The sequence below is a fragment of the Klebsiella sp. AqSCr genome, assembly GCF_008452795.1.
Classification (GTDB): Bacteria; Pseudomonadota; Gammaproteobacteria; order Enterobacterales; family Enterobacteriaceae; genus Klebsiella; species Klebsiella pneumoniae.
The window spans coordinates 3,331,908-3,355,427 of record NZ_MJDM01000005.1; the positions used below are offsets into that span (position 1 = coordinate 3,331,908).

A 23,520-nucleotide genomic window follows, 5' to 3' on the forward strand; every position below is an offset into this window, starting at 1 on the left:
GAGAACACGATGACACAACCTGTTTCACGCAAATGGTGGCTGGCGCTGAGTATCGCGGCAGCCCTGGCGAGCGCTCCCGCCTTTGCCGCCAAAGATGTGGTGGTGGCGGTCGGGTCTAACTTCACGACCCTCGACCCCTATGATGCCAACGATACCCTGTCGCAGGCAGTGGCGAAGTCCTTTTATCAAGGCCTGTTCGGCCTTGATAAAGAGATGAAGCTGCAAAACGTTCTTGCTGAGAGCTATACCGTGTCACCGGACGGCCTGGTGTACACCGTTAAGCTGCACAGCGGGGTGAAATTCCAGGATGGCACTGACTTTAACGCCGAGGCGGTAAAGGCTAACCTCGATCGCGCGAGTAACCCGGATAACCATCTCAAGCGCTATAACCTGTATAAAAATATCGCCAGCACCGAGGCGGTCGATCCGACTACGGTCAAAATTACCCTGAAGCAGCCCTTCTCGGCGTTTATTAACATTCTCGCCCATCCGGCGACAGCGATGATTTCGCCGGCGGCGCTGAAAAAATATGGTAAGGATATCGGCTTCCACCCGGTGGGCACCGGGCCGTATAAGCTCGACACCTGGAACCAGACGGATTTTGTGAAGGTCAGCAAGTTCGATGGGTACTGGCAGCCGGGGCTGCCAAAGCTGGATTCTATCACCTGGCGTCCGGTGGTGGATAACAATACCCGGGCGGCGATGCTGCAGACCGGCGAGGCGCAGTTCGCCTTCCCGATCCCTTACGAACAGGCGCCGCTGCTGGCGAAAAACAGCAAACTGGAGCTGGTGGCCAGCCCGTCGATCATGCAGCGCTACATCAGCATGAACGTGACGCAGAAGCCGTTCGATAATCCGAAGGTACGGGAAGCCATCAACTATGCGATTAACCGTCAGGCGCTGGTGAAGGTAGCGTTCGCCGGCTACGCCACCCCGGCGACCGGAGTGGTGCCGCCGTCGATCGCCTATGCCCAGACCTACACCGCCTGGCCATACGATCCGGCGAAAGCGCGCCAGCTGCTGAAAGAGGCGGGCTACCCTAACGGTTTCAGCACCACGCTGTGGTCATCACATAATCACAGCACCGCGCAGAAAGTACTGCAGTTCACCCAGCAGCAGCTGGCGCAGGTGGGGATTAAGGCGCAGGTGACGGCGATGGACGCTGGTCAGCGGGCGGCGGAAGTGGAAGGTAAAGGGCAGAAAGAGAGCGGGGTACGGATGTTCTATACCGGCTGGTCCGCCTCCACCGGTGAAGCCGACTGGGCGCTGTCGCCGCTGTTCGCCTCGCAAAACTGGCCGCCGACGCTGTTTAATACCGCGTTTTACAGCAACCCGCAGGTGGATAACGCGCTGAGCGAGGCGCTGAAAACCACCGATCCGCAACAGAAAACCAAACTCTATAAAGAGGCGCAGGATATTATCTGGAAAGAGTCGCCGTGGGTGCCGCTGGTGGTCGAGAAACTGGTCTCCGCCCACAGCAAGAACCTCACCGGTTTCTATATCCAGCCGGATACCGGCTTTAGCTTCGAACAGGCGGACCTGACGCCGTGATCATGTTCATCTTCATGCGTCCTCTCTCCCGGAATGGGAGGGAGCGATGCTGAATTATGTGATTAAGCGCCTGCTGGGCCTGATCCCTACTCTGCTTATCGTCGCGGTGCTGGTGTTTCTGTTCGTCCATATGCTGCCCGGTGACCCGGCGCGGCTGATTGCCGGACCTGAGGCCGATGCCCAGGTGGTGGCGATGGTGCGCCAGCAGCTGGGGCTTGACCAGCCGCTGCATGTCCAGTTCTGGCACTATATCACCAACGTGCTGCGCGGCGATTTTGGCATTTCCATGGCCTCGCGGCGTCCCGTTGCCAGTGAGATTGCCAGTCGCTTTATGCCCACGCTGTGGCTGACGCTGGCCAGCATGAGCTGGGCGGTACTGTTCGGGATGGCGGCGGGGATTGCGGCCGCGGTGTGGCGCAATCGCTGGCCCGACCGTCTGGGAATGGCGCTGGCGGTGAGCGGTATTTCGTTTCCGGCTTTTGCCCTTGGTATGCTGCTGATGCAGGTGTTTTCGGTTGAGCTGGGCTGGCTGCCGACGGTGGGGGCCGACAGCTGGCGGCACTATATTTTGCCGTCGTTGACCCTTGGCGCGGCGGTGGCGGCGGTCATGGCGCGCTTTACCCGCGCGTCATTCGTCGATGTGCTGCATGAAGACTATATGCGTACCGCCCGGGCGAAGGGGGTGAGCGAAACGCGGGTGGTGCTCAAGCATGGTCTGCGCAATGCGATGATCCCGGTGGTGACCATGATGGGGCTGCAGTTCGGCTTTCTGCTCGGCGGGTCGATCGTTGTGGAGAAGGTGTTTAACTGGCCGGGGCTTGGGCGCTTGCTGGTCGATTCGGTGGAGATGCGCGATTACCCGGTGATTCAGGCGGAAGTGCTGCTCTTTTCGCTGGAGTTTATTCTTATCAATTTAGTGGTGGATGTGCTGTACGCGGCCATAAACCCGGCTATCAGGTATAAGTAAGGTGCGATTGCTTAACTGGAGAAGGCAGGCGGCGCTGAACGCCATGCCGGGCATCAGACCCGGCGAGATCCATACCCCCTGGCATGAGTTCTGGCGGCGCTTTCGTCGCCAGCCGGTGGCGATGGGCGCTGGTATTTTCGTGCTGTTGCTGATTGCGGTAGCCATCGTTGCCCCATGGATAGCGCCGTACGATGCGGAAAATTATTTCGACTACGACCGTCTGAACGAGGGACCTTCGCTGGTGCACTGGTTCGGAGTCGACTCCCTGGGACGGGATATTTTCAGCCGGGTGCTGGTCGGGGCGCAGATCTCGCTGGCCGCCGGGGTACTGGCGGTGCTGATTGGCGCGGCCATCGGCACGGTGCTTGGGCTGCTGGCTGGCTACTATGAGGGCTGGTGGGACCGGCTCATTATGCGACTTTGCGACGTGTTGTTCGCCTTTCCGGGGATCCTGCTGGCGATCGCGGTGGTCGCCGTCATGGGCAGCGGGATGGCCAACGTGATCATCGCCGTGGCGATCTTCTCGATCCCGGCGTTTGCTCGTCTGGTGCGCGGCAATACGCTGGTTCTGAAGCAGCAGACCTTTATTGAATCGGCGCGCAGCATCGGCGCCAGCGACGCCACCATTCTGTTCAACCATATTCTGCCGGGGACGGTGTCATCGATCGTGGTTTATTTCACCATGCGCATTGGGGTATCGATTATTTCGGCGGCCAGTCTGTCGTTTCTCGGCCTCGGCGCGCAGCCGCCCACCCCGGAGTGGGGCGCGATGCTCAACGAAGCGCGGGCGGATATGGTGATGTCTCCGCACGTGGCGCTCTTTCCGGCGGTGGCGATTTTCGTGACCGTGCTGGCGTTTAATCTGCTGGGAGATGGCCTGCGCGATGCGCTGGATCCGAAGTTAAAGGGGTAGGATGAGGGAAAGCTCCGCCGGGAGTCCTTTATGTTATCTGCGGCTTAAGCGCACATTGCGCTTCCGGATAATTTTCTGTGTTAGGTCTCTCATGGCGCAGGGAGCGGTGTGAGGCGGAAACGACCGCCGGACGGTTCCCTCTCCTCCCGGGAGAGGGCCAGGGTGAGGCGAAGCATCGCTGGAAAGTCCTTTATGTTATCTGTGGCTTCAGCGTAGTTTGCGCTCCCGGTTAATCGTCTGCGTTATGTCTCTTATGGCGCAGCAAAATAACGGCGCAACAGGGCTGCCTGGAAGGTAATCAATGCTTGCCCGTGGCGCTGCGCTTGCGCGGACCTGGGGGGTGAGCCTACGGGAGGACCCCGTAGGCCGTGGAATGCGCTAAGCCGCTATCCGGGAAGCTGGACTAGACCCGGGTTCCCCAGAGGTCGTATTCGTCGGCATGCTCGACTTTCACCCGCACCACGTCGCCCGGCTTAACGCGGGTTTCGCCGTTCAGGTACACCGCGCCGTCGATTTCCGGAGCGTCGGCCATGCTGCGGCCAATGGCGCCTTCTTCATCAACTTCATCTACCAGCACCAAGATTTCGCGCCCCACTTTCTCCTGCAGACGCTCGGCAGAGATCTGTTGCTGCAGCTGCATAAAGCGGTTCCAGCGCTCTTCTTTCACCTCTTCCGGCACCTGGTCCGCCAGCTCGTTGGCGGTAGCGCCTTCAACCGGGCTGTACTTGAAGCAGCCGACGCGGTCGAGACGCGCCTCTTTCAGGAAGTCGAGCAGCATCTGGAAATCTTCTTCCGTTTCGCCCGGGAAGCCCACAATAAAAGTGGAGCGCAGGGTCAGATCCGGGCAAATTTCACGCCACTGCTTAATGCGCGCCAGCTGACGGTCCGCAGAACCTGGACGCTTCATCAGCTTCAGAATACGCGGGCTGGCGTGCTGCAGCGGAATATCGAGGTACGGCAGAATCTTGCCTTCCGCCATCAGCGGGATCACATCGTCAACGTGCGGGTACGGGTAGACATAGTGCAGGCGTACCCAGATGCCGAGCTTCGCCAGCTCTTCGCACAGACTGACCATGCTGGTCTTCACCGGCATACCGTTGTGGAAGCCGGTGCGGTGCTTGACGTCGACGCCGTAGGCAGAGGTGTCCTGCGAAATCACCAGCAGCTCTTTCACGCCGGCGTCAGCGAGGCGTTTGGCTTCGGCCAGCACTTCGCCAATCGGACGGCTCACCAGATCGCCACGCATGGACGGGATGATGCAGAAGGTGCAGCGATGGTTGCAGCCTTCAGAAATTTTTAAGTAGGCGTAGTGGCGCGGCGTCAGCTTAACCCCCTGTTCCGGCACCAGGCTCAGGAACGGGTTGTGCTTCGGCTTCGGCGTATAATGATGGACATGCTCCAGCACCTGCTCATAGCTGTGCGGACCGGTGATCTCCAGCACCTTCGGATGCACTTCGCGGATCTGATCCTCTTTCGCGCCGAGACAGCCGGTGACGATTACCTTGCCGTTCTCTTTCAACGCTTCGCCGATCGCTTCCAGCGATTCCTGCACAGCGCTATCAATAAAGCCGCAGGTGTTAACGATCACCATATCGGCGTTGTCGTAGGTCGGTACGACGTCATAACCTTCGGTGCGCAGTTCGGTCAGGATACGCTCTGAGTCCACGAGGTTTTTCGGGCAGCCCAGGGAGACGAAGCCGATTTTCGGCTGATGCGTGACATTGCTCATAGCTTAAAAAGTGTTCAATTATTGGAATGGTCAGGGCAGGAATTCTACAGATCTTTGCGAAAAAGAGTATAGCTCCGTCGCGGTTAATGGTGAAAAAGCGCCCCCGACCTGTCTTTTACGCCCCCCACCGCCAGAGCGGATCCCACACGCCCCGGAGCAGAGGGGCGGGACACGCTTCTGACAAGCCGTGCGCACAGGCGGCTCAAGCCCGGCGTGGCTGCCGGGCAGAGACTTATTGCGCCGGGTTAATGGCTGCGGAGGGGGTGGCGCCGGTTTTTTTCGGCTCGCGCTTATCCTGCAGCGTGAAAATAGAGATCAGGGTAAAGAGCCCGGCGACGCTGCCGAGAATCAGATAGGTGTTGGCGAAGCCAATGGTATCGTACAGATAGCCTGCCAGCGGAGAGTAAATAGCGGTGGCGATCGAGGCGACGAACAGCACCAGCAAATAGACCGTCGAAGAGAGCTTGTGGTCGAAGTTGGCGGCGATGAATTTAAAGACCGATACCAGAATCAACGGCTTCTCCAGAGCATGCATCATTTTCACCGCCCCAATCCACACCGGGCCGAGGGGCACGGCTGAGCCGACAATACGTACCGACATGATCAGCCCGGCGATGATCAGCGCCCATTTGGCGCCGGTCCGGTTAACAAACCATGGCATCAGGCAGAGGAACAGGGTTTCACCGCAGACCTGAATAGACGCGAGGATCCCGTACCAGCGGTTGCCTTCCTCCGGCGTCGGGAACTGTAGCGAGAAGTACTGGGCAAACTGCTGATCGTAGGTGTCGTAAATCTGCGTGACGAACAGGGTAAAGAGCAGCAGCATCCAGAACTGACCATTCTTCGCCAGCTCAAGGGCATGAGAGACCTTCAGCGATTCGCTTCGCGCCACATCGGCGTCGGTTAATTCAATTTTGGTTAGCATAAAGCAGATGGCGGCGATGACAATGGCGAGGCTGGCGAGCCAGAAGGCCAGATTAGGATTGCTGTCGATATATTTACCCACAATCCAGGCCGCCGCTGCCCAGCCTAACGAGCCCCACATCCGTACACGACCATATTCGAACTGATAGCGCCGGGAAATCTTATCGATATAAGAGTCGATTACTCCGCAGCCGGAGTTAAAGATGATCCCCAGATAGATCCCTCCCAGCAAGGCGCCAAACCAAAAGTTGTGCACCAGCAGCGGCGCGTAAACGTAGATAAAGAAGGGGCCCACCGGCAGGAGCAGGGCGACCAGCAGCCAGATAAGCCGTTTTTTCAGGCCGAACTTGTCAGAGATAAAGCCGAAGAAAGGCTGCATCAGCAGGGCGATAAAGGCGTTGACCGAGTAAAGCAGCCCGGTCTTCGTGGCGCTGATGCCAAGATGCTGGGTGGTCCAGATAACGAAGAAAGCCATGGTCGACGACCAGGCGAACAGGTAGAGGAAATCGAAAAGACTCAACAGAAGGTAGTTTCTTTTACCGGACGTCATGTTTCAGTTCCTTGCAAATGGGCAGAGAGAATTTCAGCGATCCGCGGGCCGCGTTCGCTGTTTTCCTGACATGTTATACGTATTACATTAACTATTTGTTATGACATCCTAATTGACGATGGCGCAACAGGTCATATGAGGTATTGTGATCATTGCTGCACTAATTTTGTCTCTTATTGCCATTTCCTGTTTATTAATTTCAGATTGAAATTAATTGTGATCGTATAACATTATTTTTGTTATACACCCTACAATGCGTTAAAGTTGCCACATTGTAAATGATGTTAAAGAACTGGGGATTATTGACCTGGCGCATCATTTTGCACAAAAAATAACCGTATTATGGAAAGGGTAAAGGACGACAGAGGAGGAACCGTGATGACCGTTGACAGACTATACCGCCACCTTCTGCAGAAGCTTATTAACGCCAATATCGATATTGACGCCTATCTGCAACTGCGAAAGGCCAAAGGCTACATGTCAGTCAGCGAAAATGACCATCTGCGTGATAACTTGTTTGAGCTTTGCCGTGAAATGCATGCGCAGGCGCCGCGCCTGCAGAATGCCATTTCACCGGAGGAGAGGGATGTCCTTCGCCTGGCCGGCGAATCGGTCGCCGCCGCTGCACTATGCCTGATGAGCGGGCATCATGATTGTCCGCTATACATCGCTGTTAACGTAGAGAAGCTAGAACGCTGTCTGACAGGATTGACCTCAAATATTCATAAATTGAATAAATTGGCGCCAATCACTCATGCCTGATCGGCTGAAACCCAGGGGAAGTGAACGCTTCCCCTGTTAAAGGTTATGTAAAAATCCCCGCGCAAATTTCCCCGCTGGCTACCCTTTAGCCCAGAGCTGACGAAAGGAGAATGCCATGCGTCCGATCCCACTGCTGTTGATATTGAGCGCCTTAGCGCTACCAGCCCTGAGCCAGGCCGCGGTGCGGGTGGAGGTATTGCAAAACCGGCTGGCCCAGCCGTGGGGCATGGCCTTTCTGCCTGACGATCAGGGCATACTGATCACCCTGCGCGGCGGCGAGCTCAAGCGCTGGCAGCCGGGCAAAGGTCTGTCGGCGCCGATAGCCGGCGTGCCGCAGGTATGGGCCAACGGCCAGGGTGGCCTACTGGACGTGGCGCTGGCCCCGGATTTCGCCCAGTCGCGGCGGGTGTGGCTGAGCTATGCGGAAAGCGACGCCAGCGGTAAGGCGGGCACCGCGGTGGGCTATGGGCGGTTGAGCGAGGATGCCACGCAGCTGACGAACTTTACCGTGGTCTTTCGCCAGCAGCCGAAGCTCTCCGTCGGCAATCATTTTGGCGGCAGGCTGGTGTTCGACGGCAAAGGATATTTGTTTATCGGGCTGGGCGAAAATAATCAGCGCGCCACCGCCCAGGATCTCAGCAAGCTGCAGGGGAAAGTGGTCCGCCTGACGGAGACCGGAGGTGTACCGCCGGATAACCCTTTTGTCGGCCGGGCTGACGCCAGGCCGGAGATCTGGGCTTACGGCATCCGTAATCCGCAGGGCATGGCGATGAATCCCTGGAGCGAGGCGCTGTGGCTGAACGAGCATGGCCCGCGCGGCGGAGATGAAATTAATATTCCGCAGGCGGGGAAAAATTACGGCTGGCCGCTGGCGACGCACGGTATTAACTACAGCGGCCTGCCCATTCCGGAAGCAAAAGGCAAAACGGTTCCGGGGACCGAACCTCCCCTGTATGTCTGGCCGGTCTCTCCCGGGGTGAGCGGGATGGCCTTTTATTCGGCGCCGACCTTTCCCCAGTGGCAGCATAAGCTGTTTATCGGCGCGCTGAAGGAGACATCGCTGATTGTCCTGGCGGTGGACGGTAATCAGGTCCGCGAGGAGGGGAGATTACTGGAGGCGCGCGGAAAACGCATCCGCGATGTTCGCGTGGGACCCGACGGCTATCTGTACGTTTTAACCGACGAGTCTAACGGCGAGCTATTGCGGTTGAGTCCCGAGGCTTAGCCTCAGGTCACCGGGATCTGCACTACTTCGCGCCAGGCAGGACGTTGGCTAATCTGCTGATACCAGCGCTGCAGATGGGGCCGCGGTTGCCAGCTGTCGAGGATCGACAACAGATTGTAGACGAAGGGAGCGACGGCAATATCGCCAAGGCCGAACTGCTCGCCGGAGAGCCACGGCATTTTGGCCAGTTCGTCATCCAGCATGGCGAACAGCGCTTCGCAGGCGCTGATCCCCGCGGCGATGGCCGCCGGGTCGCGCTGCTCCGGTGGCGTTCTCACCAGGCCCATTAATACCGGGCGATGGGCGGGTGAGAGGGTGCCGTTGGACCAATCCATCCACTTTTCCCCTTGCGCGCGCTGCGCCGGCGCGGCAAGCCACAGACGGTCAACGCCATACTGGGCCGCCAGGTAGCGAATAATCGTATTTGATTCCCACACTACCACCCCGGTGGCATCGTCCTTTAACAGCGGCACCAGCCCGTTCGGGTTCATCGCCAGATATTCCGGGTCATGGTTGAGACCAAACTCCAGCCCGGCGAGGATCTGCTGATAAGGCAGATCCAGCTCCTCCAGCACCCAGCGTACTTTCTTCACGTTGGTCGAGTTATTACGTCCCCACAGTGTAATCATTTTCGCTCCTGAGTTTGTTTCACTGCTGTTGCAGCGCGATCGGCGATCATGTTGGGATAAAGTTAAAAATCCGGCAAGCTTTTTTATTTGGCTGTTATTAAAGGTTTTTATGCTTACTCCCTTCAGCCAGGGGCACTCCTGGGTCACAGGGCCCGGAAAGTGTTTTTACTATTTTACAGGAGTAATATCTATAGGGTGTTACGCTACGAAGGAAAGGGCGTGATTGTGGTGTATCTTATTGATAATTAAAGATTTAAATCATGCGCGCATCTATAAAAACGCTCCCTCTCCGTCTCGGTTAAAATCTCAATGTCGCCTGAGGGTATAATTTGATGCTGATTATTGCATCGCAATCATCTGAGGAACACAGGTTAATATTAATAAATAGAAAGTTAGTGAAAGAATTATATTTTTACAGGGATGAACTGTTGTTTTTATCGATCGGATATACATCTTTTTCATCCCACCCAGAAAAAATAGACCATGAGAGGCGCCAACTGGCTGGAAGATATTCTGAAAAATAGCAAAAAAAACCCAGTGACTGGCACTGGGGAGTAAATTTACTCAGGGTTGCATGCTGTTCTCAAGATAATATTCGAGTCTCGAAGTATGGGTTAACCAAAGGTAACCATCAACTTCCATACAGACTACATGGGAAATATACTGTATTAAATAACCAGGAATCCACCCTTACTTTTGTGCTATTTATCTTACCTGGGTAATCACTGCGGGGGTAAGTGGTATATAATGCAATAATCAGTATTTGAATCTATAGCGTTAAACGAGCAGAGCCTGGTAGAGGACTTTACTTTCCCCGGAAGGATTTGAAAAAGGCGGTTAAAATGAATGACTGATAAGGATGGCCAGCATACTATCGAGGTGCTATCAAAACATCCCTGCAAAACGAAATAGGGATAAAAGAAGCACTGGCGAACTGCAGTCTGGAAGAGCAAGTCGTAGAGCTCGATATGGCATCGGACGAGAAGGGTAGGAGATTACCCGGGAAGAGATGTTAACCTTTTCATCAAACCGGCGTGATTAATAACGGGCAACAGAATCAGAGCGGCCCGGGGTTTTGAGAGCAATACTTCTGTAAAGGCTACGGCTGTGGATGCGCTGTTATGAATGTATTTGTAAAATTTATCACCATCCAGAGTCGCCTTGAAAAAAAAGCCCAGCGACAGGCTGGGGTGTAATTACACGCATAAAGGGATATGCCATTTTCAACACAATATGCGAATCTTAATTTATGGAATAACTGCGGGTGAGCTACCCGCTTCCATAAAGATTGCAGGGGAAACTATACTGTATTTAATGACCAGGAATCCATCCTTATCGATGTGCTATTTTTCTTACTTGTGTAATACGGAAAGGGAAAATAGCCCGATAAACTATCTTTTACCGATATGCCGACTAAAACAGGAAAGCCGTCTGCCTGCTTATCCAGTGGGCGAATAATTCATATCATTAGCGGGAGGCTCTCCCTTCCTGACCTCAATCCCTGATGGTGGCGTATAGGGGGGATAGCTGATTGATATGCTTTATCAAGGATATTGCGCCTCCATCGGCGGAATGCTATGGCAATCGAAGCCCTGCTGAACATGGCGATCGGGCAGGCCCGATGGAGAGAAAAGTGCGGGCGTTGTTGCTAATTTCCTGAGACGGGCGTAATGACCGTCTCAAGCATAGCCCGGGAGTTCTCAACTGCATTTCAGGCGTAAATAGGGCCTACAGAACCTTCAGGTTTATATTTAAGCGTCTGAGACTTCTACAGCAGCAAGTCAGATGTGGTTATTGTGAGTTCGGAAGTTGAACTGGGCCTCATGGAATGCAACCGGGCCGACATTTTGAGTTTTGTGAAGGGTATCAGCAGTAACAACCATCCCCGGTTCTCAGGTGAAGGGGGGCGAGGCGACTGGATATCACTGGCCAGGCTTTCGCTTACCCCACACGCTCCCGCCATAATGTGAATCTATAACCAGGCAAACCACAATGAAAGACACGCTTGCGACCTCTCTTTAGTAGCATTTTTCCCGAAGGCAAGTGAGCTATATCATTGAAATTTCGGTGACTAATTGGTTTTGAAAGGCGATTTTTTTCTTGCCATAATAAAGTTAACATTAAGGCGATTACGATCAAAAAAATTGTTCTGATTAAAGCACAGCGGCATGTTATTGCGTAAACTTTAAAAACTTTACCAACTCGCTGTTTCTTTAAGGTCATTTGTACGCTTTACTCACCGGTTGCTGCGGCGCGGTCAGAGTGGCGCGGCATATTTTGTTTGGAAAGGATACTTGGGTGGCTCTTATGATGCATGACGCTTTTTCCCTTCGCGGCCTCGCGGCAGGTTGCGCGCTGTTATTTCTTGTCGCACCTGCGGTGCAGGCTGCGGAACAACTCCCCGACGCCCCTTCAATTGACGCTCGCGCCTGGATCCTGATGGACTATGCCAGCGGGAAGGTGCTCAGCGAAGGCAATGCCGATGAAAAACTCGACCCGGCCAGTCTGACGAAGATCATGACCAGCTACGTGGTAGGGCAGGCAATAAAAGCGGGAAAAATCAAACTGACCGATATGGTGACCGTTGGGCGCGATGCCTGGGCGACCGGCAACCCGGCGCTGCGCGGCTCATCGGTGATGTTCCTCAAGCCTGGCATGCAGGTTTCCGTAGAAGATCTGAACAAAGGGGTCATCATTCAGTCCGGTAACGACGCCAGCATTGCGATTGCTGACTACGTAGCGGGCAGCCAGGACGCTTTCGTTAGCCTGATGAACGGCTACGCCAAAAAGATGGGGCTGACCAACACCACCTTTATGACCGTCCACGGCCTTGACGCGCCGGGGCAGTTCAGCACCGCCCGCGATATGGCGCTGCTGACCAAAGCGATGATCCACGACGTACCGGAAGAGTACGCGGTACATAAAGAGAAAGAGTTCACTTTCAATAAAATTCGCCAGCCGAACCGCAACCGCCTGCTGTGGAGCAGCAACCTCAACGCCGATGGCGTGAAAACCGGGACCACCGCCGGGGCCGGCTATAACCTCGTCTCCTCGGCCACTCAGGGTGATATGCGTTTGATCGCCGTGGTGCTGGGGACCAAAACCGACCGCATTCGCTTTAACGAGTCAGAAAAACTGCTGACCTGGGGCTTCCGCTTCTTTGAAACCGTGACGCCGATTAAACCAGATGCCACCTTCGTTACCCAGCGCGTGTGGTTTGGCGATAGCAATGAAGCGAAACTGGGGGCTGGCGAGGCGGGCTCTATCACTTTGCCGAAGGGCCAGCTGAAAAACCTGAAAGCCAGCTATACCTTAAATCAGCCGCAGCTTACCGCGCCGCTGGAGAAGGGGCAGGTGGTCGGGACTATCGACTTTAAGCTAAATGATAAAACCATTGAACAGCGTCCGCTGATTGTCATGGAGTCGGTAAAAGAGGGCGGCTTCTTCAGCCGGATGATCGACTTCGTGCTGATGAAACTGCACGGCTGGTTCGGCAGCTGGTTCTCCTGATGCCTGCCCGCGCCCTGCGGGGCGCGGGCAGCGACGCTTCAATACAGTAGGGAAATCTGCTGCGCCTTCGCCAGCGCGACCAGCTCATCATCCGGGCAGATATCGCTGGCAATCACGTCAAATTTCGCTAACGCCCCCATGCGCGCCGGACGCACTTTGCCAAACTTGCTGTGATCGACCACCAGCACGTGATAGCGCGCGTGACGCATCGCCCAGTGCTTAACCGGCAGCTCTTCCAGGTTATAGCAGGTCGCCCCCTGCTCGCAGTCGATCCCCGCCGCCGAGTAAAAGGCGATATCAGGGCTCAGATGGCTGAGGGTATCCTCAAGGCTCAGCGGCATAAAAATCGCGTTGCTGGCATGAAACTCCCCACCGCACAGGACCGCGCGGCACTGGGGTTTTTCCTGCAGGGCCAGAAAGGTGTTCAGGGAGTAGCAGACGCCGGTGAAGGGCAGGGCATCGTCAATGGCGTCAATAATCCACGGCGTGGTGGTCCCGCAGTCGAAGAAGGCCATCTGATGGGCCTCCAGCAGCGCGGCCGCATGGCGAGCGGCACGGCGTTTTTCCTCGACCAGCCGGGTTTTTTGATCGCTGAGCAGATAATGGGTGGCGCTGCGCGGCTCCAGCACAATGTATCCGCCGAGCAGCACAACCGGGCCGCTGTGGCCATTGAGGTCGCGACGAATGGTCATTTCCGACACCCCAAGCAGGGAAGCGGCTTCTTTCAGATGCAGCTTATCGCTGCGTTTAAGTGCCTGAATGAGCTGACTGATACGTTCGTCACGGCGAGTTTCCATATTCCCTCTGCGCTAAAATCGCCCTGCGGGGGCAGGGCGTTAGCGGGATTTTACCTGTCGCTTGCGGGTTAGTCACGCGGTGGCCGCAGCGACGGCGGCGTTTAGCCGCGCACCCAACCTTTGCGGATTGGCAAGGAGAAGCAGAGACGATACAGCCGCTGCAGCTGATGGTATAGCGCCGGGCCGAACGTATGCCAGATCAGCGCCGCGCCAAGGCAGCCGCACATCCCGGCCAGCAGCCCGCCGACCATATCCAGCGGCCAGTGCACGCCGAGATAGACACGGGACCAGGCGATGGCGGCGGCAATGGCCATCAGCAGGGCGCCGGACCACAGGCGATGCCAGAACAGGAAGGCCAGGGCAAAGGTAAAGCTGACGGTGCCATGGTCGCTGGGGAAGGAGTCGTCCGCCGCGTGGTGCAGGAAGTTATAGCCTACGCCGGCGACAAACGGCCGATCGTGCGGATAGAGGTGGCCGATCGCCCACGACACGGTCAGGCTGATCGTCAGCGCCAGCATCAGCTTAAACACCATCTGCCGCTGGGCAGGCCCCCACAGCCACAATGTCACCACCAGCAGAGGTACGATCAGAATCAGATCTTTAGCGATGAAGATCGCCATCTCAATGGCCCACTGCGGCGAGGCAGGCGTCGCGTTGAGCAGGGCGAACAGCGCATAGTTAATATTTTCCAGCATAGACTTCCAGGCTCGTTGGTCCGATAGCAATTAAGCCGCCTACCCTAAATAAAAGCGGTGCGGAGATAAAGGCGGCATTGTCTTAAAGATCAGGTTGTTATGAAATCCACTACCATAAAGTCTACGGCTAACAGCCTGAAAAACGTCAGTATATCGTTTGTCACATTGCTGAAACATAAACGGAATATATACACAGGCTGAATAACAGGGGAGAGGCAGGACGATGGCGCACGGCTCGTAATATTGTGCGGTGTCACCCACAATTCACTATCTCCGCGCCGGGAGTTTCATTACACTTTGCGCGATTTTTGATAGATAAGAGATTTCATGCAAAATTATTCGCTTTCAGGCCGCCGCCTCGGAAGGCAGGCGCTGTTGTTCCCGTTATGTCTGGTGCTGTACGAGTTTTCCACTTATATCGGCAACGATATGATTCAGCCGGGCATGTTAGCCGTGGTGCAGGAATTTCAGGTGGGCAACGAATGGGTACCTACCTCAATGACTGCCTATCTGGCAGGCGGCATGTTTTTACAGTGGCTGCTGGGGCCGCTGTCGGATCGTATTGGCCGCCGTCCGGTGATGTTGACTGGCGTAGTATGGTTCATCGTCACCTGCCTGGCGACGCTGCTGGCGCAGACCATTGAGCAGTTTACCCTGCTGCGCTTCCTGCAGGGGATCAGCCTGTGCTTTATTGGCGCGGTGGGCTATGCGGCGATACAGGAGTCCTTTGAGGAGGCGGTGTGTATCAAAATCACCGCCCTGATGGCTAACGTGGCGCTGATTGCCCCGCTGCTGGGGCCGCTGGTGGGCGCCGCCTGGGTGCATGTCCTGCCGTGGGAGATGATGTTTGTCCTGTTCGCCGTGCTGGCGGCCATCTCGTTTTTCGGCCTGCAGCGGGCGATGCCGGAGACCGCGACGCGGCTGGGCGAAAAGCTGTCGGTGAAAGAGCTGGGCCGCGACTATCGGCTGGTGCTGAAGAACCTGCGCTTCGTCGCCGGCGCGCTGGCCACCGGCTTTGTCAGCCTGCCGCTGCTGGCGTGGATTGCCCAGTCGCCGGTGATTATTATCAGCGGCGAACAGGCCACCAGCTATGAGTACGGCATGCTGCAGGTGCCGATTTTCGGGGCGCTGATTGCCGGCAACCTGGTGCTGGCGCGCCTGACTGCGCGCCGGACCGTGCGCTCGCTGATTATCATGGGCGGTTGGCCGATCATGTTTGGCCTGATCCTCTCTGCGGCGGCGACCGTGGTCTCTTCCCACGCTTATCTGTGGATGACGGCCGGTCTGAGCTTCTACGCCTTCGGGATTGGCCTCGCGAACGCCGGCCTGGTGCGTTTAACCCTGTTCGCCAGCGAGATGAGTAAAGGCACGGTCTCGGCGGCGATGGGAATGCTGCAGATGCTGATCTTCACCGTCGGCATCGAGCTCAGCAAACATGCTTACGAGCTGGGCGGCAACGGGCTGTTCAGCCTGTTTAACCTGCTGGGTGGGGTACTATGGCTGGGGCTGATGATTTACTTTCTGAAAGATAAAAGCGTCGGCAATTCGCAGCAGGGGTAGTTGTTTTCAACCCGGATGCGCTCGCATCCGGGTCTTATCAGGCGAACGGCGCTTCGCGATCCAACACCTTATCAATAATCTGCAGGACACCTTCTTCGTTGTTATGCGGCGCCTGATAGCGGGCGACGGCTTTGACGTCTTCCCGGGCGTTGGCCATGGCAAAGCCAAACCCGGCGTGCTGCAGCATTTCGATATCGTTGCCGCTGTCGCCGAACGCCACTACCTCGTGATCCTCAATGCCCCAGCGCTGCTGCAAAATGCGCAGCCCGTTGGCTTTGTGCACACCCGGGATAATTAAGTCGATGCTGCCGTAGCCGGTGGCCACCGCGGTGACCATGTCCCCCAGCGCCGCGTGCAGCTTCGGCTGAATTTCCGGGATCAGGCTGTCTGGCACGTTGAGACCAAATTTGAGGATGGTGTCATCGAGATGGTTAAAATCATCCACCAGTTCTAGGCGGTGATAATACTTCGCCGCCACCGTCTTCAGCGCGTCGTTGTAGCGATTGAGGGTGTAGGCGCTGCGCTTCCCGCAGGCGATGATTTCGATATTCGGCAACGTCTGCAGATGGTCGACCACGGCGTTGAAGTGGTGAACCGGCAGTTGGCAGTTGAAGACGTCTTCATTGCCGCTCACCACCCAGCCGCCATTTTCCGCCACGAAGGCGATCTGATGGGCGATCTCCGGGAAAAAGGAGATCAGCTGATAATATTGGTTGCCGCTGGCAACCACGAAGCGAATATTCTGTTCGCGCATTCGCTGGTACTGGGCGAGGAAGCGCGGCCGGTTATAAGTTTTGGCATCGCTTAAAAAGGTGCCGTCCATATCCACCGCAATCAGTTTGATGCTCATTAGCTGTTCTCCATAACGGGTTCAGATTGTGGCTTAGCCACCGCGCGGGCGACCAGCGCCGCCACCATCACCAGACCCAGCACCACCATCATGGCGCTGCGCAGGCCGAAGTGTTCGCCGAGGAAACCCAGCAGCGGCGGCCCGACGAGGAAAGCGAGATAGCCGGTGATCGCCACCACGCTGACGCGCTTGGGCGCGTCCGGCCCGGTATCGCTGGCGGCGGAGATGGTCAGCGGGAAGCCGAGCGAGGCGCCAATGCCCCACAGCAGCACCGAGATGCCCGCCACCCAGGGGTTATCGACGAAGATGATCAGGCCTATGCCGAGGGCGCCCATCACTGCGCTGCCGCGGACCACCGCCACCCGGCTGTAGCGATCGATAAACCAGCCGCCGGTAAAGCGGCCCAGCGTCATGCCGAGGGTGAAACCGGCATAAATCAGGGAGCCGGAGGTGGGGCTAAAGCCGTGGCCATCCACCATCAGCAGCGGCAGCCAGTCGTTGGCCGAGCCTTCGGCAAAGGCCATCGCCAGGACAATGACGCCGATCAGCAGCAGCTGCGCGTCGCGCCACACCGGCAGACCTTTCGCCTCACCGTGGGCGACTTCGGCGGCATTTTTACCGGTGCCGTCGGGAATGGCGCGGATAGCAATGGCGATGGGCAGGATAGCCACCAGCGCAGCCGCCAGGATGTGCGGGGCGGCCGGCAGACCGAATCCGGTCACTGCCATGCCCACCCCGGCGCCGAACAGGGTGCCAAAGCTGTAGAAGCCATGCATCATCGGCAGCACCGTTTTATTCATCTCCCGCTCGATGGCCGCGCCTTCGACGTTAATAGCGACCTCTGCGGAGCCGAAGCTGGCGCCGAAGATAGCCAGACCGAAGGCGAACAGCGGGGCGGAAGTGACCCACAGCGCCAGGCTGAGCACCAGCATGCCAAGCACGGCGAAGGACATGGTGGTGCGGATGACCTTGCGCGTACCAAAGCGCTTCACCAGCCACGCCGAGCAGAGAATACCGCTCATCGACCCCACCGACAGACCAAACAGCACCACGCCCATCTCTGCGGTGGATAGCGCCAACAGATCGCGGATCGCCGGCGTGCGGGTGGCCCAGGAGGCCATTAACAAGCCGGGGATGAAAAAGAACATAAACAGCGCCCATAGCCGAAGCTGCAGCGCTCTGCGCGAGGATTGCGTCGTCATCCGTAAACGCCTTAAAGGAGAAGAGTGAAGACAACAGTAGCAAGTAAGTGTACATTTGTACATAAACCGGAAGAGGAAAATCATGGCCCGTAGACCAAACGATCCGCAGCGCCGCGAGCGCATCCTGCAGGCGACGCTGGATACCATCGCGGCGCACGGCATCCATGCGGTGACGCACCGTAAAATCGCCACCTGCGCGAATGTGCCGCTGGGATCGCTGACCTACTATTTCAGCGGCATTGAGGCGTTAATTGAGGAGGCGTTCAGCCTGTTTACCGCCGAGATGTCGGCGCAGTATCAGCAAGGCTTCGTCGGGGTAACGAACCGGGAACAAGCCTGCGATGCCATCGCGGATCTGATCTTCAGCGCCCAGATGACCACGGCGCGCAATATGGAGCTGATGTACCAGCTGTACGCGTTCTGCAGCAGTCAGCCGGCGCTGAAGGCGGTGATGCAGAACTGGATGCGGCGCAGCCAGCAGACGCTGGAACAATGGTTTGCCCCCGATACCGCCCGCGGTCTCGACGCCTTTATTGAAGGGATGACCTTGCACTTTGTCACCGACCGCGCGCCGCTGTCGAAGGCGGCAATCCGCATGATGGTCGGGCAGCTGGCGGGGGAGAGGGCGCAGGAAGAGGGGCGCTGAAGCGACGTTTCACCCGGAATGGCTAAACGCAGGCAACAAAAAACCCATCAACCTTGAACCGAAGTGGCGGGGTTGATGGGCTCCACAAAATGGGGACATCAAAGAAAAGCAGTGGCATTACTTATGACTGATGCCCTGAGAAAAAGTTCTGCCTGTGACGGCTTTTTTCTCAAAAAATTATTGTAGCCCTGGCCAGATGATCACGATGAGCGTCCCGGCAAGGGTAAGCAGCACGTTGGCGATGGCGTAGGTCCCTGCGTAGCCGAGCGCTGGAATATTGCTGCGCGCGGTATCGCTGATGATCTCCATCGCCGGGGCGCAGGTGCGGGCTCCCATCATGGCGCCGAACAGCATCGCCCGGTTCATGCGCAGCACGTAGGCGCCGAACAGGAAGCAGATCACCACCGGCACCAGGCTGACGATAAGCCCTGCCGCCAGCATCTGGCCGCCGACGGCGCCCAGCCCGTTATTGATCCCGGCCCCGGCGCTGAGACCGACCCCGGCCATAAACACCATCAGACCAAACTCTTTCACCATGTTCAGCGCCCCCTGCGGGATATAGCCGAAGGTTGGGTGGTTGGCGCGCAGGAAGCCAAGCATGATGCCGGCGAACAGCAGGCCGGCGGCGTTGCCGATGCCGAAGCTGAAGGAGCTGAACTGGAAGGTGATCATGCCGATCATCAGGCCAACGATAAAGAAGGCGCAGAAGGCCAGCAGATCGGTCACCTGGCTGTGAATGGAGATAAAGCCGATGCGGTCGGCCACGGTTTTTACGCGGCGGGCGTCGCCGCTGACCTGCAGCACGTCGCCTTTGTTCAGTACGACGTTATCGTCGATAGGCATCTCGATCTGGCTGCGAATAACCCGGTTTAAGAAGCAGCCGTGGTCGGTAAGCTTGAGCTGCGCCAGGCGGCGGCCGACGGCGTTGTGGTTTTTGACCACAATCTCTTCAGTGACGATGCGCATGTCGAGCAGATCGCGGTCGAACACCTCTTTACCGTTGCGGAAGCTCGGGTCGAGGCGGGCGTGGGCGTCCGGGTAGCCCACCAGCGCAATATCGTCACCCATCTGCAGCACCGCGTCGCCGTCCGGGTTGGCCAGAATACCGTTGCGACGAATGCGTTCAATATAGCAGCCGGTCTGGCGGTAAATACCCAGTTCGCGCAGATTTTTGCCATCCGCCCAGGCCACCAGCTCCGGGCCGACGCGGTAGGCGCGGATCACCGGCAGGTAGACTTTACGTTTGGAATCGGTATCGAGGCCGCGCTCGCGGGCGATTTGCTGGGCGCTGGTCTGCAGATCCTGATGCTGCAGCTTGGGCATATAGCGGGCGCCGACGATCAGGCTCACCAGACCAACCAGATAGGTCAGGGCATAGCCGAGGCTCAGATGGTCAAGCGACTGCGCCAGCTGATCGCTGGGCAGGCCGAAATGGCGCAGGGTGTCGCCCGCGCCCACCAGCACCGGGGTGGAGGTCATGGCGCCTGCCAGCATACCGGCGGTGAGCCCGATATCCCAGCCGAACACTTTACCCAGCATCATGGCGATCAGCATCGCGCTGCCGACCATCACCAGCGCCAGCATCAGGTAGTTTTTCCCGTCGCGGAAAAAAATAGAAAAAAAGTTGGGCCCGGCTTCTACGCCAACGCAAAATATAAACAGCATAAAGCCGAGATTAAGGGCATCGGTGTTAATCGCGAAATGCTGCTGGCCTAATAATAGAGAAACGACTAAAACGCCAATGGAATTACCAAGTTGTACTGAGCCGAGACGCAGTTTTCCCAGGCATAGTCCTAATGCAAGTACAACGAATAATAACAGGATGTAATTCCCGTTTAACAAATCTGCGACGTTTATATTCACGAAAGCCAACTTCTCATTTACTAGTAAGTTGTTGAAGGAAATGGTTATTTGGTCTAAGGTTGCTCAGGCGTTCGCGTTGTCGCGAACCTATTCTGGCACCCTGTTATAACCAGCAAAAATATACCGCTAGTTTAATCCTTCCTGGATGCGGCGGCTAGTGACAATCGTTTTTAGGCTGGTAGGGGAGTTATTGGCATGGACTGCCGAAATGCTTTATCTGACTGGGCGACGTGGACGTGAGTTAGAGGCAACATCAGGAGGATACGGTGAAATCTGAGCGTAGTTGGGCCGGCATTATCTGTGGCTTCGTTCTGTTCATTGTGGTGTGCTTATCGTTGTTGTTACATATGAAAGGGGCATTTCGCGCCAGCGGCAACCCGGAGCTGGGCCTGCTCTTCTTTTTGCTGCCAGGGGCGGCGGCGAGCTGTCTCTCTCCCGGACGGCGGGTGCTGCGTCCTTTGCTCGGCGCGATACTGGCGGCGCCGGTCTGCATGGTGACGATGCGGCTGTTCTTCGTGACCCACCGGACGTTCTGGCAGGAGATGGCGTGGGTGTTGAGCGCCGTGTTCTGGTGCGCGCTTGGGGCATTGTGCTTTTTGTTTATCTGCGCCTGGCTTGATACCTGGCGCAGTCATTCATCGAGCAAATAAATTGACTCAGGCAAACAGGCCGAGATTCTCTTTTGCCCAGGCTTCAAAATCGGTGCAGCCGCCGATGTGTTTCTGGTCGACGAAAATCTGCGGCACGGTTTCAACCGGTTTGCCAACGGTTTTTTCCAGGTCAGCTTTGCTGATGCCTTCGGCATGAATATCCACGTAGCGGTAGTTGAAATCATCACGCTCGTTGGTCAGTTTTTCTGCCAGTTCTTTAGCGCGAACGCAGTAAGGGCAGCCTGGACGACCAAAAATAACGGTAAACATTGCTTCTCTCCTTAAACCTCAGCCGGATGGCGAATGGCGCTTATGATGCCTGGAACGGGCGGGGAGGGAAAGAAGGTTCTGCCTTTTACTTCGATGGTTTACGGCTATGTTTGATAAATGTCGGACTGTCAAAACCCGTATACTGGCCCGACGGCGCGGTGGAATTGGCTGGCGCGCCGCGTTTATCAACCGGAGAGGCGTGATGCGAAAATTTGCCCCATTGCCGAAAAGCATACTGCTGGTTGAGATCCTCGGGATGGGGCTGTTAACCCTCGCCTGGCTCTCCCTTAACCAGTATGTCCAGCTGCCTGCGCCCATTGCCAGCCCGACCGCGGCGCTGGTGATGCTCTTTGCCGGGATCGTGCTGATGATCCCCGCCGCCCTCGTCGTTATGTGGCGGATGGCGCAGATCGTGGCCCCGCAGTTAACGCACTCTCCAAAGCCTGAATCCTTGTCTGACAGAGAAAAACGTAATGACGCCGACCATTGAGCTGCTGCGCAGCCACCGTTCCATCCGCCACTTCACCGATGCCCCCGTGAGCGACGAACAGCGCGCAGAGATTATCGCCAGCGCGCAAGCGGCATCTACCTCGAGTTTTTTACAGTGCACCTCCATCATCCGTATTACTGACCCGGCCCTGCGTGAACGTTTGGTCCCGCTGACCGGCGGCCAGCAGCACGTCGCCCAGGCAGCGGAGTTTTGGGTCTTCTGCGCCGACTTTAATCGCCACCTGCAGATCTGCCCACAGGCGCAGCTGGGGCTGGCGGAACAGCTGCTGATCGGCGTTGTCGATACGGCGCTGCTGGCGCAAAACGCGTTGACCGCCGCCGAGTCCCTCGGACTAGGGGGCGTCTATATCGGCGGGTTGCGCAACAGCATTGAGGCCGTCACAGAGCTGCTGGAGCTGCCGCAGCACGTCCTGCCGCTGTTCGGTCTTTGCCTTGGCTGGCCGGCGGATAACCCGGATATCAAGCCGCGGATGCCGGCGGCCATGCTGGTGCATGAGAACCGCTATCAGCCGCTGGATAACGCGCTGCTGGCGGAGTATGACGAACAGCTGGCGCACTATTATCTGTCGCGCGGCAGCAACGCCCGCCGCGATACCTGGAGCGACCATATCCGGCGCACTATCGTGAAAGAGAGTCGTCCGTTTATTCTTGACTATCTGCATAAGCAGGGGTGGGCAACGCGCTGATTACGTGTACACTGCTGCTCCGGCCAGGTGATATCCGCCGCCGGCCGCAGGAAAGGTGAAAGTGTGTTCGATAGCTGAGGCCCGCCAGAGCGGGTCTTTTCGCAGAGGTGCAGGATGAAAATTGCCATATTATCCCGGGATGGAACGCTTTATTCATGTCGGCGCCTGCGCGAAGCAGCGCAACAGCGCGGTCATCAGATCGAGATCCTCGATCCGCTTTCCTGTTATATGAACGTCAGCCCGGTGGCCTCGTCGATCCACTACAAAGGGCGTCAGCTGCCACACTTTGATGCGGTGATCCCGCGCATTGGCTCGGCGATCACCTACTATGGCACCGCGGCCCTGCGCCAGTTTGAGCTCCTGGGAAGCTATCCGCTGAATGAGTCGGTCGCCATCACCCGCGCTCGCGATAAGCTGCGCTCGCTGCAGCTGCTGGCGCGCCAGGGCATCGATCTGCCATTGACCGGCATCGCTCACTCCCCGGATGACACCAGCGATCTGATCGCCATGGTGGGCGGCGCGCCGCTGGTGGTGAAGCTGGTGGAGGGCACCCAGGGGATCGGCGTGGTGCTGGCGGAGACCCGCCAGGCGGCGGAGAGCGTGATCGACGCCTTTCGCGGACTGAACGCTCATATTCTGGTGCAGGAATACATTGCCGAAGCGAAAGGGTGCGATATCCGCTGCCTGGTGGTCGGCAATGAGGTGGTGGCGGCGATCGAGCGGCGGGCGAAAGAGGGGGATTTCCGCTCTAACCTGCACCGCGGCGGCATGGCCACGGTGGCGCAGATTAGCGACGAGGAGCGGGCCATTGCCATCAAGGCAACGCAAACTCTCGGGCTGGACGCCGCCGGTGTCGATATTTTACGCGCCGCCCGCGGGCCGCTGGTGATGGAGGTGAATGCCTCGCCGGGGCTGGAAGGGGTGGAAACCACCACCGGCGTGGATGTCGCCGGCAAGATGATCGCCTGGATCGAGCGCCAGGCGACGCCGGAATTCTGTTTGAAAATAGGCGGCTAACCGCCGGATGCAAG

Annotated in this window: 22 protein-coding genes; 13 read left to right on the plus strand and 9 right to left on the minus strand. The window is 57.2% G+C overall.

Annotated elements, in window-relative coordinates:
• Positions 1–9 precede the first annotated feature (9 nt).
• Genes gsiB through gsiD form a run of 3 tightly spaced genes read left to right on the plus strand, consistent with a single transcriptional unit; the run spans position 10 to position 3,431 of the window.
• Positions 10–1,551 carry a glutathione ABC transporter substrate-binding protein GsiB gene (gsiB, locus tag BHE81_RS20300; RefSeq protein WP_012068490.1) on the plus strand — a complete coding sequence of 514 codons (1,542 nt, stop codon included), beginning with the start codon at positions 10–12 and terminating at the stop codon, positions 1,549–1,551.
• 46 nt (positions 1,552–1,597) lie between these two features.
• Entirely contained in the window at positions 1,598–2,518 is a 921-nt protein-coding gene (gene gsiC / locus BHE81_RS20305) for a glutathione ABC transporter permease GsiC (RefSeq protein ID WP_002892997.1), read from the plus strand.
• 1 nt (position 2,519) lies between these two features.
• On the plus strand, positions 2,520–3,431 hold the full coding sequence (gene gsiD / locus BHE81_RS20310) for a glutathione ABC transporter permease GsiD (RefSeq protein ID WP_004147729.1): 912 nt from the start codon (positions 2,520–2,522) through the stop codon (positions 3,429–3,431).
• A gap of 403 nt (positions 3,432–3,834) precedes the next feature.
• Here the strand turns inward: gsiD and rimO are convergent, their stop codons facing one another.
• Both rimO and BHE81_RS20320 read right to left on the minus strand, forming a co-directional pair.
• Positions 3,835–5,160 carry a 30S ribosomal protein S12 methylthiotransferase RimO gene (gene rimO / locus BHE81_RS20315; protein ID WP_004141985.1) on the minus strand — a complete coding sequence of 442 codons (1,326 nt, stop codon included), beginning with the start codon at positions 5,158–5,160 and terminating at the stop codon, positions 3,835–3,837.
• A gap of 232 nt (positions 5,161–5,392) precedes the next feature.
• Positions 5,393–6,634 carry an oligosaccharide MFS transporter gene (locus BHE81_RS20320; RefSeq protein ID WP_004147732.1) on the minus strand — a complete coding sequence of 414 codons (1,242 nt, stop codon included), beginning with the start codon at positions 6,632–6,634 and terminating at the stop codon, positions 5,393–5,395.
• Between the two features lie 378 nt (positions 6,635–7,012).
• On the opposite strand from BHE81_RS20320, the gene bssR reads away from it, so the two are divergent.
• Positions 7,013–7,396 carry a biofilm formation regulator BssR gene (bssR, locus tag BHE81_RS20325; protein WP_004176728.1) on the plus strand — a complete coding sequence of 128 codons (384 nt, stop codon included), beginning with the start codon at positions 7,013–7,015 and terminating at the stop codon, positions 7,394–7,396.
• A gap of 115 nt (positions 7,397–7,511) precedes the next feature.
• Positions 7,512–8,621: a PQQ-dependent sugar dehydrogenase gene (locus BHE81_RS20330; RefSeq protein ID WP_004141981.1), complete on the plus strand. Its 1,110-nt coding sequence runs from the start codon at positions 7,512–7,514 to the stop codon at positions 8,619–8,621.
• A gap of 2 nt (positions 8,622–8,623) precedes the next feature.
• On the opposite strand, the gene BHE81_RS20335 is transcribed toward BHE81_RS20330, so the two are convergent.
• Complete coding sequence (locus tag BHE81_RS20335; RefSeq protein ID WP_004151714.1) at positions 8,624–9,250, minus strand: glutathione S-transferase family protein; 627 nt, start codon at positions 9,248–9,250, stop codon at positions 8,624–8,626.
• 1,531 nt (positions 9,251–10,781) lie between these two features.
• Between BHE81_RS20335 and BHE81_RS28320 the strand changes: the two genes are divergently transcribed.
• Positions 10,782–10,910: a hypothetical protein gene (locus BHE81_RS28320; protein ID WP_032409999.1), complete on the plus strand. Its 129-nt coding sequence runs from the start codon at positions 10,782–10,784 to the stop codon at positions 10,908–10,910.
• Positions 10,911–11,557: 647 nt separating this feature from the next.
• Positions 11,558–12,760 carry a serine-type D-Ala-D-Ala carboxypeptidase gene (dacC, locus tag BHE81_RS20340; protein ID WP_004191175.1) on the plus strand — a complete coding sequence of 401 codons (1,203 nt, stop codon included), beginning with the start codon at positions 11,558–11,560 and terminating at the stop codon, positions 12,758–12,760.
• A 38-nt stretch (positions 12,761–12,798) separates the two neighbouring features.
• On the opposite strand, the gene deoR is transcribed toward dacC, so the two are convergent.
• Both deoR and ybjG read right to left on the minus strand, forming a co-directional pair.
• The gene (gene deoR, locus BHE81_RS20345) at positions 12,799–13,557 is read right to left on the minus strand and encodes a DNA-binding transcriptional repressor DeoR (RefSeq protein WP_004151717.1); all 759 of its coding nucleotides are present in this window, start codon (positions 13,555–13,557) and stop codon (positions 12,799–12,801) included.
• Positions 13,558–13,658: 101 nt separating this feature from the next.
• Positions 13,659–14,252 (minus strand): undecaprenyl-diphosphate phosphatase, encoded by a 594-nt coding sequence (ybjG, locus tag BHE81_RS20350; protein ID WP_004141974.1) that lies wholly within the window; start codon positions 14,250–14,252, stop codon positions 13,659–13,661.
• Between the two features lie 327 nt (positions 14,253–14,579).
• Between ybjG and kdeA the strand changes: the two genes are divergently transcribed.
• Positions 14,580–15,812 carry a multidrug efflux MFS transporter KdeA gene (gene kdeA / locus BHE81_RS20360; protein ID WP_004151718.1) on the plus strand — a complete coding sequence of 411 codons (1,233 nt, stop codon included), beginning with the start codon at positions 14,580–14,582 and terminating at the stop codon, positions 15,810–15,812.
• Between the two features lie 37 nt (positions 15,813–15,849).
• Here kdeA and BHE81_RS20365 read toward each other — a convergent pair whose 3' ends face one another.
• Positions 15,850–16,662 (minus strand): Cof-type HAD-IIB family hydrolase, encoded by an 813-nt coding sequence (locus BHE81_RS20365; RefSeq protein ID WP_004141971.1) that lies wholly within the window; start codon positions 16,660–16,662, stop codon positions 15,850–15,852.
• Positions 16,662–17,864, minus strand: coding sequence for an MFS transporter (locus BHE81_RS20370; RefSeq protein WP_004151719.1), 1,203 nt, complete (start codon positions 17,862–17,864; stop codon positions 16,662–16,664). The genes BHE81_RS20365 and BHE81_RS20370 overlap by 1 nt, the downstream gene beginning before the upstream one ends.
• An 82-nt stretch (positions 17,865–17,946) precedes the next feature.
• Here BHE81_RS20370 and BHE81_RS20375 point away from each other — a divergent pair, with 82 nt between their 5' ends.
• On the plus strand, positions 17,947–18,510 hold the full coding sequence (locus BHE81_RS20375; RefSeq protein WP_023302134.1) for a TetR/AcrR family transcriptional regulator: 564 nt from the start codon (positions 17,947–17,949) through the stop codon (positions 18,508–18,510).
• Between the two features lie 177 nt (positions 18,511–18,687).
• On the opposite strand, the gene BHE81_RS20380 is transcribed toward BHE81_RS20375, so the two are convergent.
• On the minus strand, positions 18,688–20,373 hold the full coding sequence (locus BHE81_RS20380; RefSeq protein ID WP_004147745.1) for an aspartate:alanine antiporter: 1,686 nt from the start codon (positions 20,371–20,373) through the stop codon (positions 18,688–18,690).
• A gap of 266 nt (positions 20,374–20,639) precedes the next feature.
• Here BHE81_RS20380 and ybjM point away from each other — a divergent pair, with 266 nt between their 5' ends.
• Complete coding sequence (ybjM, locus tag BHE81_RS20385) at positions 20,640–21,023, plus strand: inner membrane protein YbjM (protein WP_002896351.1); 384 nt, start codon at positions 20,640–20,642, stop codon at positions 21,021–21,023.
• Between the two features lie 6 nt (positions 21,024–21,029).
• Here the strand turns inward: ybjM and BHE81_RS20390 are convergent, their stop codons facing one another.
• Positions 21,030–21,293 carry a GrxA family glutaredoxin gene (locus tag BHE81_RS20390; RefSeq protein WP_002896352.1) on the minus strand — a complete coding sequence of 88 codons (264 nt, stop codon included), beginning with the start codon at positions 21,291–21,293 and terminating at the stop codon, positions 21,030–21,032.
• Between the two features lie 202 nt (positions 21,294–21,495).
• Between BHE81_RS20390 and BHE81_RS20395 the strand changes: the two genes are divergently transcribed.
• The 3 genes from BHE81_RS20395 to rimK all read left to right on the plus strand — a co-directional run bounded on the left by BHE81_RS20395 (position 21,496) and on the right by rimK (position 23,506).
• Positions 21,496–21,783 carry a YbjC family protein gene (locus BHE81_RS20395; protein ID WP_004179132.1) on the plus strand — a complete coding sequence of 96 codons (288 nt, stop codon included), beginning with the start codon at positions 21,496–21,498 and terminating at the stop codon, positions 21,781–21,783.
• On the plus strand, positions 21,767–22,489 hold the full coding sequence (gene nfsA, locus BHE81_RS20400; protein WP_004179133.1) for a nitroreductase NfsA: 723 nt from the start codon (positions 21,767–21,769) through the stop codon (positions 22,487–22,489). Before BHE81_RS20395 ends, nfsA begins: the two co-directional genes overlap by 17 nt.
• A 114-nt stretch (positions 22,490–22,603) precedes the next feature.
• Complete coding sequence (gene rimK / locus BHE81_RS20405) at positions 22,604–23,506, plus strand: 30S ribosomal protein S6--L-glutamate ligase (RefSeq protein WP_002896363.1); 903 nt, start codon at positions 22,604–22,606, stop codon at positions 23,504–23,506.
• The last annotated feature ends 14 nt before the right edge of the window (positions 23,507–23,520 follow it).

Excerpts from the sequence above, each read along its gene's own strand:
- gsiB (WP_012068490.1), top strand. The coding sequence starts at position 10 with ATGACACAACCTGTTTCACGCAAATGGTGGCTGGCGCTGAGTATCGCG.
- gsiC (WP_002892997.1), top strand. The coding sequence starts at position 1,598 with ATGCTGAATTATGTGATTAAGCGCCTGCTGGGCCTGATCCCTACTCTG.
- rimO (WP_004141985.1), bottom strand. The coding sequence starts at position 5,160 with ATGAGCAATGTCACGCATCAGCCGAAAATCGGCTTCGTCTCCCTGGGC.
- BHE81_RS20320 (WP_004147732.1), bottom strand. The coding sequence starts at position 6,634 with ATGACGTCCGGTAAAAGAAACTACCTTCTGTTGAGTCTTTTCGATTTC.
- bssR (WP_004176728.1), top strand. The coding sequence starts at position 7,013 with ATGACCGTTGACAGACTATACCGCCACCTTCTGCAGAAGCTTATTAAC.
- BHE81_RS20330 (WP_004141981.1), top strand. The coding sequence starts at position 7,512 with ATGCGTCCGATCCCACTGCTGTTGATATTGAGCGCCTTAGCGCTACCA.
- BHE81_RS20335 (WP_004151714.1), bottom strand. The coding sequence starts at position 9,250 with ATGATTACACTGTGGGGACGTAATAACTCGACCAACGTGAAGAAAGTA.
- dacC (WP_004191175.1), top strand. The coding sequence starts at position 11,558 with ATGATGCATGACGCTTTTTCCCTTCGCGGCCTCGCGGCAGGTTGCGCG.
- deoR (WP_004151717.1), bottom strand. The coding sequence starts at position 13,557 with ATGGAAACTCGCCGTGACGAACGTATCAGTCAGCTCATTCAGGCACTT.
- ybjG (WP_004141974.1), bottom strand. The coding sequence starts at position 14,252 with ATGCTGGAAAATATTAACTATGCGCTGTTCGCCCTGCTCAACGCGACG.
- kdeA (WP_004151718.1), top strand. The coding sequence starts at position 14,580 with ATGCAAAATTATTCGCTTTCAGGCCGCCGCCTCGGAAGGCAGGCGCTG.
- BHE81_RS20365 (WP_004141971.1), bottom strand. The coding sequence starts at position 16,662 with ATGAGCATCAAACTGATTGCGGTGGATATGGACGGCACCTTTTTAAGC.
- BHE81_RS20370 (WP_004151719.1), bottom strand. The coding sequence starts at position 17,864 with ATGACGACGCAATCCTCGCGCAGAGCGCTGCAGCTTCGGCTATGGGCG.
- BHE81_RS20375 (WP_023302134.1), top strand. The coding sequence starts at position 17,947 with ATGGCCCGTAGACCAAACGATCCGCAGCGCCGCGAGCGCATCCTGCAG.
- BHE81_RS20390 (WP_002896352.1), bottom strand. The coding sequence starts at position 21,293 with ATGTTTACCGTTATTTTTGGTCGTCCAGGCTGCCCTTACTGCGTTCGC.
- BHE81_RS20395 (WP_004179132.1), top strand. The coding sequence starts at position 21,496 with ATGCGAAAATTTGCCCCATTGCCGAAAAGCATACTGCTGGTTGAGATC.
- nfsA (WP_004179133.1), top strand. The coding sequence starts at position 21,767 with ATGACGCCGACCATTGAGCTGCTGCGCAGCCACCGTTCCATCCGCCAC.
- rimK (WP_002896363.1), top strand. The coding sequence starts at position 22,604 with ATGAAAATTGCCATATTATCCCGGGATGGAACGCTTTATTCATGTCGG.